Source organism: Trebonia sp., assembly GCF_049794275.1.
Lineage (GTDB): Bacteria > Actinomycetota > Actinomycetes > Streptosporangiales > Streptosporangiaceae > Trebonia.
The window spans coordinates 1-13,242 of the sequence record NZ_JBARCR010001164.1; the positions used below are offsets into that span (position 1 = coordinate 1).

Sequence of the window (13,242 nt, forward strand, 5' to 3'; positions counted from 1 at the left end):
GCCGTGCCCCCGGCTGGGTGACGAGGATCAGGCCGAAGCTGACGGCGAGTACGACGGCCGCGATCGCGGCGGCCCCGTTTGCTCCGGCGAACGACCGTAGCCACCACGACGTGTGCCAGCCGAGCGATGGCACCAGCACGACGTGGGCGTAGAAGGCGAGCGACTGGCGGAGCGGCGTCAGGCTGTGGTCAAGCCGGGACTGGCTATTCAGCCCAAGGGGAATAACGTAAGCCGCCTGCACCAGGCAGCCGGCCAGCCAGCCCGCGCTCACCGCGTGCTCCCGCGGACGGCGCAGCACGTACAGTCGCGCGACAAGCAGCGGTGCGAGCAGCACCGCCAGGATATTGGAAGCCATCGTGAGGAACCCGATCGCCGCCGCCACCGCCATCGCGGGCCGGCTCCGCGGCCGCCACAGCATCGCCCAGAACAGGACAGGCAGCAGGTACCAGGGCGCCTCTACCCCGCTGGCGATGAGTTCCATCGGCGCGATGGGAAGCAGCACCAGGGCCACGGCGAGCAGGGCGCGCAGTTTCACCGACTCGATGTGGCCGGCGCTCGCGTGGAATATGACCAGGGCGCCGCACGCCGCAACGACCACGCCGGCCAGCGCGAACGCCAGGGCCGCGTCAGTCAGCGGCAGATAGCTCACGACCTGCGCGATAAAACGCGGCAGAACCTCCACGTACCCGCCGTACTGGCCCCAGTGCCAGGGACGTTGGATAGCCTGGGCGAGGAACCAGAAGTAGTCGTCGCCAAAGATGGTGCGCCACGCTGGGCGCCCGGGAATGCGCAGCAGCATCGCTATTGAGGCGATGCCGACGGCCGCGATCTGCGCAGCCGCGGACATGCCGCGGCGAATCCAGGTCCGGGGCGCCGGCTCCGGCGCGAGGGGAAACAACGCGCGGAGCGCCCCATGGGTGCCTTCGGCGGTCGCCTTCCGCGCCGTAACGGCCGTGGCGACCTGGTCAGAGTCCCTCGTCCCCGGGGTCACCACATGTCGCCTTTCCTACCCGGGACGGATCATCGTCCAGAGTCAGTAATTGCCGCTAGACAGTACCACCCATCGCGTTTGGTTTCGGGTGCTTGCGGACCCGAGTGTCCAGGGAAGGAAATGCCTGAAGGGAAACGCCTGGAAGGGAATCGTCGGCCCCCGGTGCACGCCCGCCGTTACTGCTAGCGTGTGGGCCGTGGAAGCGCTGGGTATCGAGGGCGCCTGGGTGTTCACCCCGCAGGTGTACCAGGACGACAGGGGAGCCTTCTTCGAGGCGTTCCGGGGCGGCGAGTTCGCCGCTGATCTGGGCTACCGGCTCGACGTCGCGCAGGTCAACTGCTCGGTGTCCCGGCGCGGCGTGATCCGCGGGATCCACTACGCGGACGTCCCGCCGGGCCAGGCCAAGTACGTCACCTGCGTCCGCGGCGCTGTCCTCGATGTGGTGGCGGACCTGCGTGCCGGGTCTCCTGGCTTCGGGAAGTGGGAGGCGGTGCGTCTGGATGAGGACAGCCGCAAGGCGGTTTTCCTCGCCGAGGGTCTCGGGCACGGGTTCATGGCGCTGAGTGATGCGGCGACCGTGCTCTACCTGTGCTCGACGCCCTACGCGCCCGGTCGCGAGCACGGCGTCAACCCGCTCGACCCCGCGATCGGGATCAGCTGGCCGCTGGAGAAGACGGACGACGGCCCGGTGCTATCGGAGCCGGTGCTATCGGAGAAAGACGCGGCGGCGCCCACGCTGGACGAGGCGCTGCGCCAGGGGCGGCTGCCGCGCTACGAGGACTGCGTAGCGTACGCCGCGGGGCTCCGAGGCCAGCCCGTCCCGCCCGCGCTGGATTAGACCGCGGCCAGCATGGCGGGCAAGGCGCGTTCGAGTGCCTCGCGCCAGTCGCCGATGGGGTTGATACCCGCGGCCAGCCAGCCGCTGTGACCGAGCGAGCTATAGGCGGGCCGCCGCGCGGGGCGCGGGTAGGCGGCAGTGGTGGTGGGAGTGACCAGTGCCGGATCCGCGCCGGCCCGGGCATAGACATCGCGGGCGAGGCCGAACCATGTGGTCTCACCTGAGCTGGTGGCGTGGTAGATCCCCGGCGGAGCCTGGGCGGTGATCAGCGTGCGGATCTGGCCGGCCACATCGGCGGTCCAGGTGGGCTGGCCGCGCTGGTCGTCGACGACGCTGACCGGGCTGGCGGCGTGGGCGCGGTTCAGCATCGTCCGGACGAAGCTGGACCCGTGGGCGCCGTACAGCCAGGCCGTGCGCACCACATAGGCGTGGTCCGGCAATGCGGTGCGGGCAGCCTGCTCCCCGACAAGCTTGGTCCGGCCGTAGGCGGTGCGCGGCGCGGGCGGGTGGTCTTCTGCGTAGGGCTTTTCCGCAAGGCCGTCGAAGACGTAGTCGGTGGAGACCTGGACCAAGGTGGCGTGGTGGTCGGCGCAGGCGGCGGCAAGGTATCCGACCGCGCGCCCGTTGACTTCACGCGCGGAGTCTTCGTGTGCTTCGGCGTCGTCGACCGCCGTCCACGCGGCGCAGTTGACCACGACGTGCGGTCGGTGCCGCTCCAGGGCGTTCCTGGCCGCCGCGGCGTCGGTGACGTCGAGGTCGGCCCGGGTGAGCCCGGCGACCTGCTCGCCCTCAGCGGCTAGCAGCGCGGCGAGGTCACGGCCGAGCATCCCGTTGGCCCCCGTGATCAGCCACCTGCTCATGACTCGTTTCCGCCGTCGGCGGGTCGCGCGGGCGGCGCGGGCCGGTCGAGGGGTTCCCACCAGTGGCGGTTGTCGGCATACCAGGCCACGGTGGCCTTCAGGCCGTCGGGGAACTGGATGCGCGGGGCGTAGCCCATCGAACGGAGCAGGGAGTCGTCGAGGCTGTAGCGGCGATCGTGGCCCTTGCGGTCGGTGACGGGCACCACCATCTGCCAGGAGGCGCCGCAGGCCGCCAGAATGGCGGCGGTGAGCTCGCGATTGGTCAGCTCGGTGTCGCCGTTGATGTGGTAGACCCGGCCGGGAGCGCCTTTTTCCAGGACGAGATGGATGCCCCGGCAGTGGTCATCGACGTGGATCCAGTCGCGGACGTTCCCGCCGTCCCCGTACAGCGGGACCGGCTTGTGCTCGATCAGGTTCGTGGCGAACAGCGGGATGACCTTCTCTGGGTACTGGTAGGGGCCGTAGTTGTTGCAGCACCGGGTAATGGACACGTCCAGCCCGTGCGTCCTGGCGTAGGCCAGGGCGAGGAGATCGCCGCCGGCCTTGGCGGCCGCGTAGGGGGAGTTCGGGTCGAGCGGGGAGTCTTCGGTCCAGGATCCCGCCGCGATGCTGCCGTAAACCTCGTCGGTGGAAACATGCACGACCTTGCCGACACGAGCGTCGCGGCAGGCGTCCAGCAGCACCTGCACTCCCGTCACGTTGGCGGTGACGAATTCCGCCGCCCCCGCGATCGACCGGTCGACATGCGTTTCCGCGGCGAAGTTGAGCACTGCGTCGTGGCCGGGCAGTACGTCTGCCAGCAACCCTGCGTCGGCTATGTCGCCGTGCACGAAGGTGAAGCGACCTGAGACGGGGGCGAGGTTGGCGGGGTTCCCCGCGTAGGTGAGCTTGTCGAGCACGGTGACCTCGGCGTCTTCATAGCCGGGGTAGCCGTCGGACAGGAGCGTGCGGACGTAGTGCGAGCCGATGAACCCGGCGCCGCCGGTTACCAGGAGCCTCATGAGCTGATCTGCACCATACTCTGGTCGCCGAGCACCAGCCGGTGCACCTGCGGCACCTGCGGCGCGCGCCTGACGTCGGCCTCATGGCCGATCAGGGAGGCCTGAATTCGGCGCACTCCCCGGATGGACGCCCCGCGCAGCAGAATTGAGTACTCGATCTCGCTGTCCTCGATCACGCAGTCCTGGCCGATCGCGGTGAACGGGCCGATGTAAGAGCCGCTTATCGTGCTGCCCGCGCCAATTATCACCGGGCCGACGATGCGCGACCCTGACACGTGGGCGCCTGCCTCGATCGCTACCCTGCCGATGATCTCGCACCCGGCGCCGGTGGTCCCGTCCTGCCGTGACTCGATTGTTTCCAGCACCAGTCGGTTGACCTCGAGCATATCGGCGACGTTACCGGTGTCCTTCCAGTACCCGGTGATGGTGGTGGAGCGCACGGTCTTGCCGTGGTCGATGAGCCATCCGATGGCCTCGGTAATCTCCAGCTCTCCCCGCCAGGAGGGCTTGAGCTCGTGCACCGCCTCGTGGATCGCTGGGGTGAACATGTACACGCCGACAAGGGCCAGGTCGCTCTTCGGCTGCTGCGGCTTCTCTTCCAGCCCGATCACGCGCCCGGCCTGGTCCAGCTCCGCGACACCGAACTCACGCGGATCCGCCACCTGGGTCAGCATGATCTGCGCGTCCGGCCGCGAGGTCCGGAAGGCCTCGGTGAGCTGCCTGATGCCGCCGACGATGAAGTTGTCTCCCAGGTACATCACGAAATCGTCGTCGCCGAGGAAATCCCTGGCCACCAGGACGGCGTGCGCTAGCCCCAGGGGGGCCTGCTGCCGGATGTACGTGGCGCGGAACCCGAACGCCGACCCGTCGCCCACGGCGGCCTCGATGGCCGCCGCGGTGTCGCCGACCACGAGCCCGACATCGGTGATCCCGGCGTCGGCGATCGCCTCCAGGCCGTAGAACAGGACCGGCTTGTTCGCCACCGGGAGCAGTTGCTTTGCGGAGGTATGCGTGATCGGGCGCAGCCGCGTCCCGGTCCCGCCAGCCAGAACCAGTGCTTTCACACGGCCAAGGTAGCGCCTCGCGGGCTGTGACGCGGACGGCGCTGCCGAAGACGCCGAAAATCTGTGCCGCGTTCCCAAGCCAGCCACTCGGCGACCCGAGAGGTCCGTATACTGCCTGCGTGATTAATTCCCGCAGGATAAGCGTCGTGCTACCCGCCTACAACGCGGAGGCTACGCTTTCGCGCACGGTAGCGGAGCTCGACCGCGACGTCATTGACGAGGTGGTGCTTGTCGATGACGCCAGCAGCGACCAGACGGTCTCGCTCGCTCGCGAACTCGGCTTGGAGCCGATCTGCCATGACAGCAACAAGGGCTACGGCGGGAATCAGAAGACCTGCTACCGGCAGGCGCTGGAGCTGGGCGCGGACGTCATCGTCATGGTGCACCCGGACTACCAGTACTCGCCGCTGCTCGTCCCCGCGATGGCGTCGATGATCGCCTATGGCGAATACGACATGGTGCTCGGTTCGCGCATCCTGGCGCAGAACTCCGTCGCGCGTGGTATGCCCCGTTACAAATACATATCGAACCGATTTCTCACATTCGCCGAGAACATTGCGCTTAGCCAGAAGCTGTCGGAGTATCACACCGGCCTTCGCGCCTTCAGCAGCGCGCTGCTCGGCAGCTTGCCCATAGAGCGCAACTCGGACGATTTTGTTTTCGATAACCAGATTATCGCCCAGGCCGTCGCCGCGGGGGCGCGGATCGGCGAGGTCTCTTGCCCCACGCGCTATGCGGCCGATTCGTCATCGATCAACCTGCGCCGCAGCATCCGCTACGGACTCGGTGTGCTGCACACATCCCTGGACTACCGGCTGCACAGGCACGGGCTCCGGCACTGCGGCTACCTCGATTTCAAGCCAGGGCTGCTGCGCGACCGTCTTCCTGAGCCCGGCCCCGTGGAGGAGCCTGGGGCGCGGGTCAGCGAGCAGTCCCGATAGGTTGTGAGTAAGACGTGAGCCTGAGGGAGCAGCGGCGAATGGGCAAGTCGCTTGACCTGGAAGCCCCCGTCACTCCGGAACGGAGGCATCGCATGACGATAGGTAGCCTGGCGCTCGTATTGTTTGCCGTCATCGCGGCGTCCGGCGGGCAGCTGATGCTCAAGCACGGCATGCAGGTAGCCACGGCACGGACGCGTGGCGGCGGGTCACTCGTGATCGCCGCGGCCACCACGCCGTGGGTGTTGCTCGGACTGCTGGTCTTCGCGGTCTCCGCCGTGGTATGGCTGGCCGCCTTGTCCCGGGTCCCGCTCAGCCTCGCCTATCCCTTCAATGCTCTCGGCTATCTTGTCATCCTGACCGCGAGCATCCTTGTGCTGCACGAGCGCGCCAACCTGCTGACCTGGGCAGGCACTGTCCTTGTCGTGTCGGGTCTCGTCATCGTGGTGCTGTCGAAGCCTTAGCCAGCCGCCGGCTAGGGGCGTCGGCCGCTAGCGCGCTTCACACGTGAACCAGCTGCCCGAATGGTATCTTCCACACTGGCTTGCGAACCCGCGAGCTAAAGCACGTGCCCAACCGTCATTGAGGGGCTGATCGATTTGTCATTTGCCGACCCGGCTTCGACAGTCCGGGCAAGCCGGACTGCGTCGAGGGAAAGCAACGCCGCCATTGCCTATTCGCTGACCGAGGCGCCTGCTGCCACGGAATGTGCGTGGTGCGGGCACCAGTTCGGCGGTGATGACGAGTATCGTCCCGGCAGGATCCGGTGCGCGCGCTGCGGAGTCGCCACAACGTCGCCGTGGCCTAGCGACGAGCAGCTGGGCGACGCGTACGCGGTCTGGTACCGCCCCTCGGCAGGCCGGTTCTCCGGTGTGGGCGACAAGATACTGCAGCGGACCCGGTCAGCCCTGGCCGGCCGTCTGCACCGGGTCTTGCCGCAAGGGCCGATCCTCGATGTCGGAGCCGGTGACGGGACACTCGCCGCGGCCTTCCGGCGGCACGCCAGGGACGCGGTTGGCGTCGATCCGTACGCTGCCGAATCCCACCCTAACGTGCGCAACGTCGAGCTCGAGGAAATGACCGGAGCCTGGTCCGCGGTCATCTTCTGGCACTCGCTTGAACACCTTCGCCGGCCGGTCCGTGCGTTGCGCCACGCGGCGGGCCTCGTCGTCCCCGGCGGGGTGCTCGTCGTTGCCGTGCCCAACGCGGCGAGCCTGCAGGCCCGGTTGTTCGGGGACCGCTGGCTTGCCCTCGACCTGCCCCGTCATCTCGTCCACATCAGCCCGCCAGCGCTGCTGTCGCAGATCGAGTCGCTGGGGTTCAGTGTCGAGCGCGTGAGCTATCTGCGCGGCGGTCAGGTTCTCTTCGGCTGGCTGCACGGATTCGTCGGCTGGCTCCCCGGGCATCCCGATCTGTACGATGCGATCCGCCGTACCGAAGCGCGCCAGGCCGCACAGAGCGGTGCCTTCCGGCTTTACGCCCTGGCCGCCGCCGTGGCGGCGCTTCCGCTGGCCCTGGTCGCAACCGCGATCGAGGTAGCGATGCGGGCCGGCGGCACGATTTACGTCGAAGCGCGGCGCAAACCGGATGCGGTGGCCGGATAACCGGGTGCGATCGGGCTTGAGAAGCCGGCGCGGCCCATGCACAGCCCAGATACGCAGCGTCAGCCGATCAGGCAGAGCGTTAGTATCAGCCTGCGGAGACCCGCTGCGCGATGACGCCGCCGCGAACAGGATCAATAGCGCTGCACCAGAATACGGACAGTGATCCCGGTAACGTGGTGATCCAAGCTTGCATTGACGGGTGGACGTTACCAATCAGGTGGAGGTTTGGAGCGAATGGCCACAGTGCCTGGAGGAGACCAGTTCGGCCTTGACGTGGTTGTCATCGGAGGTTGTGGCCATGTCGGCCTGCCGCTGGCGATCGCGTTCGCTGATCGTGGCGCACAGGTGGGCATCTACGACGTGAGCGAGGCTGCCGTCGCCACGGTGAACGCCGGCCAGCTGCCGTTCGACGAGCCCGGTGCCGCCGAGGTGCTCGAGCGCGTGGTCGCGGACGGCCGCCTCCGGGCCTCCGCCGACCCGTCGATTGTGGGCTCGGCGGAACACGTGGTGGTGGTCATCGGCACGCCGGTGGATGAGCATCTGAACCCCGACCAGACAGCGATCCCGAAGGCCCTGGGCGGCTGCGCGGCGTACCTGCGCGACGGCCAGCTGCTGATCCTGCGGTCCACGGTCTTCCCCGGCGTTACCGCGCTGGTGGAGAAGATGATCGTGGGCCTTGGCGTGGCGATCGAGGTGGCGTTCTGCCCGGAGCGGATCGCCGAGGGCAAGGCGATGACCGAGCTGTTCGAGCTGCCGCAGATAGTCTCCGCCAGGTCGCCGCGGGGTATGGAGCGCGCCGCGAAGCTCTTTGGCCTGCTGACCAGCAGCATCGTCGAGCTGTCCCCTGAAGAAGCCGAGCTGGCGAAGCTGTTCACCAACGTGTGGCGGTACATCAAGTTCGCGGCAGCCAACCAGTTCTACATGATGGCCAACGACCGCGGCCTCGACTTCGAGCGGATCCGCAAGGGGCTGGCCCAGGACTACCCGCGTGCCGCCGACATGCCGGGCGCCGGGTTCGCCGCCGGCCCGTGCCTGTTCAAGGACACGATGCAGCTCGCGGCGTTCAACAACAACAACTTCGCGCTCGGGCACACCGCGATGACGATCAACGAGGGACTGCCGCTCTACGTCGTGCACCGGCTCGAGCAGCGGTTCGATCTCTCCTCGATGACCGTCGGCATCCTCGGGATGGCCTTCAAGGGCGAGTCCGACGACATCAGGTCCAGCCTGTCGTACAAGCTCAAGCGGATCCTCGAGTTCAAGGCCGACAAGGTGCTGTGCGCCGACCCGTACGTCACCGTCGACCCGAACCTGCTGCCGCAGGACCAGGTCATCGCGCGATCCGACCTGCTGGTGATCGCCACGCCGCATCCGGAGTACCGTCGCCTGGAGACGGACAAGCCGGTAGCGGACATCTGGAACGTGCTCGGGACGGGTGTGCGGGTATGAGGCAAGCTGACACACCGCGGGTCACCGTGGTGGTGCCGGCCTACAACGAGGACGAGCACATCGTCCCCGTGCTGGACCGGCTCTTCGAGTCGGTCCACCTCCAGTGCGAGGTGCTCGTCGTCGTCGACTCGGAAGACGACACCACGATCCCGGTGGTGACCGAGTACGCGCTGAAGGAACCGCGGATCCGCTGCGTAATCAACACCTACGGCCGCGGGCCCGCCAACGCGATCAGGTTCGGCATCGACGCGGCGGCCGCGCCGGTGGCGGTCGTGACGATGGCGGACGGCTGCGACGACCCGCGGCAGATCGACGACCTCGCGCGGCTCGTGGACCGCGGGGTGGCGGTCGCCGCCGCTTCCCGGTACATGCCGGGCGGCCAGCAGGTGGGCGGGCCGATCCTGAAGGGGCTGATGTCCAAGTCGGCCGGGCGGTCGCTTAAGCTGCTTGCGCACATCGGCACCCGGGACGCCACGAACTCGTTCAAGGCGTACTCCACCGACTTCGTCCGCAAGGTCGGCATCGACTCGCGAGACGGGTTCGAGCTCGGCATCGAGCTCACCGCGAAAGCGAAGCGGCTGCGGATGCCGGTGGCGGAGATCCCCACGATCTGGCTTGACCGCCAGGCGGGGATGTCGAACTTCAAGGTCGCCAAGTGGATACCTGGCTACTTGCGGTGGTACCGGTTCGCCTTCGGGCGGCGCCTGTCGGCCGAACAGATCAGGGCCTACGGACAGAAAATGGGAAGGGACCGCGACCGCTAATGCAGAAAGTTCTGATCACCGGGTCGGCCGGGTTCATCGGCGGCTACGTGGTCGAGGAACTGCTCGCCAAGGGGTACGCCGTCATCGGCGTCGACAACTTCTCTAAATACGGGAAGGTCGCGAAGTCCTACGACGACGACCCCGATTACCAGCTGGTCGAGGGTGACTGCCGGGACGTCGAGCTGATGACGGACCTGCTGAAAGACTGCGACCACTTCATCGCGGGCGCCGCCATGATCGGCGGCATCTCCTACTTCCACACCTACGCCTACGACCTGCTCGCCACCAACGAGCGGATCATCGCGGCGTCCTGCGACGCCGCGATCAAGGCCCACAAGGACGGCAAGCTCCGGAAGGTGACGTACCTCTCCTCCTCGATGGTCTTCGAGTCGACCACCGAGTGGCCGTCCTACGAGGGCCAGGAGCGCGAGGTGCCCCCGCCGCTGTCCTCCTACGGCTTTCAGAAGCTGGCCGTCGAGTACTTCGCGCGCGCCGCCTGGGACCAGTACAAGCTGCCGTACACGATCGTCCGGCCGTTCAACTGCGTCGGCACCGGCGAGTCCCGCGCGCTGGGCGACGAGGAGATCCTGTCCGGCAACATCAAGCTGGCGATGAGCCACGTGGTGCCCGACCTGGTCCAGAAGGTGCTCAAGGGCCAGGACCCGCTGCACATCCTCGGCTCAGGCGACCAGATCAGGCACTACACCTACGGCGCCGACCTGGCCCGCGGCGTGGTGCTGGCGATGGAGCACCCCGAGGCGGGGAACGAGGACTTCAACCTCTCCACGGCGCAGTCCACCACGGTGCTCGAGCTCGCCGAGTCCATCTGGCGGAAGGTCAAGGGCCCGGACGAGCCCTTGCGCTACATCAGCGACGACCCGTTCGCGTACGACGTGCAGCGCCGCGTCCCGTCCACCGACAAGGCCAAGCGCGTGCTCGGCTTTGAGGCCGCCACGTCGCTCGACGACATGCTGGACGAGGTCATCCCGTGGATCGACCAGGCGATCAGGAACGGCAGGATCTGACCGGTCAAACCCTCCAGGACGACCGCCACGCCGCGGCACCGGCCGACGGCGCTGACGCCACCCGACGTCGGCCCTGGTGGGTCTGGACGGCGCCGTTCGCGGCGGTGATGGGCGTGCTGCTGGTCCGCAACGCGTTCTTGTTCACGACACCGCTGCACGAAGACGCCGACATGGGGGCCAACTCGATCCTGATCGAGCAGGCTCGCCGGTTCACGCTCCTGGTCGGGCACTACTCCCGGGAGAAGTTCAACCATCCGGGGCCCGCCTTCCTGTACGTGCAATCCTGGGGCGAGTCCGTGTTCTGGGCGGCGCTGCACGTCGTGCCCGCGGCCTGGAACGGGCAGCTGATCGCGGTGTACGCGCTGAACGCGCTGTTCGCCGCGCTCGTCGTCGCCGTCGGCTACGGGGTGACCAGGTCGGCGCGCGCGGCCGCCGCCTGCTGCGCCGCGCTGCTCGCCTTCGCGGCGCTGATACCGGCCACCTTCAGCTCGGACTGGATGCCGTACATCCTGATCATGCCGTTCCTGGCCTTCGTGGTCGCGACCGCCTCCGTCGCCGCGGGCAACCTGCGGGACGCCTGGATCGCCGCGCTGGCTGGCTGGTTCCTGATCAACGGGAACGTGGCCTTCCTGTTCTTCGTCCCCGTGCTCGCCGCGGGCTGCGTGGTCGCGCTTGGCTGGCCACGCCGCCGGACGCTGCTGGCGTCGTCGCGGTCCTTCTTCGCCAGGCAGCGGCGGGTGTGGATTCCCGTCCTGGTCATCAGCGCGCTCTTCGCGTTCCCGATCGCGGCCAACACCGCCCTGCACTGGCCAGGCGAATTCGGCAAGTACCTGTCCTACTCGCCGAAACAGGGCGACAACCACCTGCGCCAGGTCGTGGACTACACGCTGCACTTCTGGTGGCCGGGAGCGGCCCGCGTCGGCTTGCTGGTCCTGGTCGCCGCCTACCTGGTGGCGGGCCTGCTGACGTGGCGGCTGGCGCCAGGGCCGGCCCGCAGGTTCTGCGTCTCGCTGATCGCCTTCGTCGCGCTGTCGTCGGTCGCCTTCCTGGTCTACGCCGTGGTGGCGATCGACGAACTGGACCCCACCGGGTACTTCATCGGCTACTTCTACTGGTCGGCGCCGGCGATCATGCTCCTCGTCGCGCTGTTCGCGCTGGCGGAGTCGCTGCCCGCGCTGCCCTCGCTGACCGGCCTGGCGGTGGCGGTGACGGCCGCCGTGGTCGCCTGCGCCGCCTTCGCGGTCGCCCCGCAGACCAAGACGAGCACGAATCACACCGACCCGGCAAACACGGCGACGGGCCCCGACACGGACCAGTCGCTGCCGGACGGGCTCGCCAAAATGGCCGCGATCGCCGATGGCCGGCCCATCGTTTTGCTACGCCTTCAGCACAACGCCTGGCCGTCGATGACCGGCCTCCTCGTGCAGGCCGAACGCGCCGGCGTCACAGCCTGCGTGGCCGATCCCTACTGGGAATTCATGGTCACGAGCCAGTTCATCTGCACCCCTGCCGAGCTCGCCGGCGGCGCGAAATTCGGCCTTTACCTGCCAGGTCAGGTCCCGCGCGGCACGCAGGTCGTGTTCAGGTTGCGGCGAAGCATAGTGACTCCCGCGCCATCGGGAACGTAGCCTAGTGACGTGGACCGGCGAATATTCGGGCTTGAGAACGAGTACGGCGTTACGTGCACCTTCCGCGGACAGCGGCGGCTGTCGCCGGATGAGGTAGCCCGCTACCTCTTCCGTCGCGTGGTGTCCTGGGGCCGTAGCAGCAACGTCTTCCTGCGGAACGGGGCGCGGCTGTACCTCGACGTAGGCAGCCACCCGGAGTACGCGACCCCGGAGTGCGACAACGTGGTCGACCTCGTCACGCACGACAAGGCGGGGGAGCGGATCCTCGAGGGCCTGCTCGTGGACGCGGATCGCCGCCTCAGGGAAGAGGGCATCGCCGGGGACATCTACCTGTTCAAGAACAACACCGACTCGGCGGGCAACTCCTACGGCTGCCACGAGAACTACCTGGTGGGCAGGCACGGGGAGTTCGGCAGGCTGGCGGACATCCTGATCCCGTTCCTGGTCACTAGGCAGATCATCTGCGGCGCGGGCAAGGTGCTGCAGACGCCGCGCGGCGCGGTGTACTGCGTCAGCCAGCGCGCCGAGCACATCTGGGAGGGCGTGTCGTCGGCGACGACGCGGTCCCGGCCGATCATCAACACCCGCGACGAACCGCACGCCGACGCGGAACGGTTCCGCCGCCTGCACGTCATCGTCGGCGACTCCAACATGAGCGAGACCACGATGCTGCTGAAGGTCGGCGCGACCGACCTGGTGATCCACGACAAGGCGGGCGAGCGGATCCTGGAAGGGCTGCTCGTGGACGCGGACCGGCGGCTCCGCGAGGAGGGGATCGCCGGGGACATCTACCTGTTCAAGAACAACACCGACTCGGCCGGCAACTCCTACGGCTGCCATGAGAACTACCTGGTGGGCCGGCACGGCGAGTTCGGCCGGCTGGCCGACATCCTGATCCCGTTCCTGGTCACCCGCCAGGTCATCTGCGGGGCGGGCAAGGTGCTGCAGACGCCCCGGGGCGCGGTGTACTGCGTCAGCCAGCGGGCCGAGCACATCTGGGAGGGCGTCAGCTCCGCGACGACCCGCTCCCGGCCCATCATCAACACCCGCGACGAGCCGCACGCGGACGCCGAGCGCTAC

General features: G+C 68.0%; 13 protein-coding genes. 9 read left to right on the forward strand and 4 right to left on the reverse strand.

Going from position 1 to position 13,242, the window contains the following annotated elements; genetic code table 11:
* On the reverse strand, nt 1-991 hold a 991-nt coding region (locus WA805_RS28720; protein ID WP_425243891.1), incomplete at its 3' end, for a hypothetical protein.
* Nucleotides 992-1,187: 196 nt separating this feature from the next.
* On the opposite strand from WA805_RS28720, the gene rfbC reads away from it, so the two are divergent.
* Nucleotides 1,188-1,829 (forward strand): dTDP-4-dehydrorhamnose 3,5-epimerase, encoded by a 642-nt coding sequence (gene rfbC / locus WA805_RS28725; protein WP_422285299.1) that lies wholly within the window; start codon nt 1,188-1,190, stop codon nt 1,827-1,829.
* On the opposite strand, the gene rfbD is transcribed toward rfbC, so the two are convergent.
* From rfbD to WA805_RS28740, 3 genes are read right to left on the reverse strand one after another with little or no spacing between them, the layout of a single operon-like run.
* Entirely contained in the window at nt 1,826-2,689 is an 864-nt protein-coding gene (gene rfbD, locus WA805_RS28730; protein ID WP_425243892.1) for a dTDP-4-dehydrorhamnose reductase, read from the reverse strand. The two genes, rfbC and rfbD, sit on opposite strands and share 4 nt — an antisense overlap.
* Entirely contained in the window at nt 2,686-3,690 is a 1,005-nt protein-coding gene (gene rfbB, locus WA805_RS28735; protein ID WP_422275428.1) for a dTDP-glucose 4,6-dehydratase, read from the reverse strand. Before rfbB ends, rfbD begins: the two co-directional genes overlap by 4 nt.
* Nucleotides 3,687-4,754, reverse strand: coding sequence for a glucose-1-phosphate thymidylyltransferase (locus WA805_RS28740; RefSeq protein WP_422285303.1), 1,068 nt, complete (start codon nt 4,752-4,754; stop codon nt 3,687-3,689). Before WA805_RS28740 ends, rfbB begins: the two co-directional genes overlap by 4 nt.
* Before the next feature lie 146 nt (nt 4,755-4,900).
* Between WA805_RS28740 and WA805_RS28745 the strand changes: the two genes are divergently transcribed.
* The 8 genes from WA805_RS28745 to WA805_RS28780 form a co-directional block, all read left to right on the forward strand.
* Entirely contained in the window at nt 4,901-5,695 is a 795-nt protein-coding gene (locus tag WA805_RS28745; protein WP_422323795.1) for a glycosyltransferase family 2 protein, read from the forward strand.
* 92 nt (nt 5,696-5,787) lie between these two features.
* Entirely contained in the window at nt 5,788-6,156 is a 369-nt protein-coding gene (locus tag WA805_RS28750) for a hypothetical protein (RefSeq protein WP_422275422.1), read from the forward strand.
* Nucleotides 6,157-6,564: 408 nt separating this feature from the next.
* Entirely contained in the window at nt 6,565-7,296 is a 732-nt protein-coding gene (locus WA805_RS28755) for a class I SAM-dependent methyltransferase (RefSeq protein WP_422275420.1), read from the forward strand.
* A gap of 234 nt (nt 7,297-7,530) precedes the next feature.
* The gene (locus tag WA805_RS28760; protein WP_425243893.1) at nt 7,531-8,745 is read left to right on the forward strand and encodes a nucleotide sugar dehydrogenase; all 1,215 of its coding nucleotides are present in this window, start codon (nt 7,531-7,533) and stop codon (nt 8,743-8,745) included.
* Entirely contained in the window at nt 8,742-9,509 is a 768-nt protein-coding gene (locus WA805_RS28765) for a glycosyltransferase family 2 protein (RefSeq protein WP_422275416.1), read from the forward strand. Before WA805_RS28760 ends, WA805_RS28765 begins: the two co-directional genes overlap by 4 nt.
* The gene (locus WA805_RS28770) at nt 9,509-10,534 is read left to right on the forward strand and encodes an NAD-dependent epimerase/dehydratase family protein (protein WP_424559932.1); all 1,026 of its coding nucleotides are present in this window, start codon (nt 9,509-9,511) and stop codon (nt 10,532-10,534) included. The genes WA805_RS28765 and WA805_RS28770 overlap by 1 nt, the downstream gene beginning before the upstream one ends.
* Nucleotides 10,498-12,162, forward strand: coding sequence for a hypothetical protein (locus WA805_RS28775; RefSeq protein ID WP_425243894.1), 1,665 nt, complete (start codon nt 10,498-10,500; stop codon nt 12,160-12,162). The genes WA805_RS28770 and WA805_RS28775 overlap by 37 nt, the downstream gene beginning before the upstream one ends.
* Nucleotides 12,163-12,171: 9 nt before the next feature.
* Nucleotides 12,172-13,242: proteasome accessory factor PafA2 family protein (locus WA805_RS28780; protein WP_425243895.1), on the forward strand; the 1,071-nt coding region annotated here is incomplete at its 3' end.

Coding starts and splice junctions, on each gene's coding strand:
- rfbD (WP_425243892.1), bottom strand. CDS start 2,689: ATGAGCAGGTGGCTGATCACGGGGGCCAACGGGATGCTCGGCCGTGAC.
- rfbB (WP_422275428.1), bottom strand. CDS start 3,690: ATGAGGCTCCTGGTAACCGGCGGCGCCGGGTTCATCGGCTCGCACTAC.
- WA805_RS28750 (WP_422275422.1), top strand. CDS start 5,788: ATGACGATAGGTAGCCTGGCGCTCGTATTGTTTGCCGTCATCGCGGCG.
- WA805_RS28760 (WP_425243893.1), top strand. CDS start 7,531: ATGGCCACAGTGCCTGGAGGAGACCAGTTCGGCCTTGACGTGGTTGTC.
- WA805_RS28765 (WP_422275416.1), top strand. CDS start 8,742: ATGAGGCAAGCTGACACACCGCGGGTCACCGTGGTGGTGCCGGCCTAC.
- WA805_RS28770 (WP_424559932.1), top strand. CDS start 9,509: ATGCAGAAAGTTCTGATCACCGGGTCGGCCGGGTTCATCGGCGGCTAC.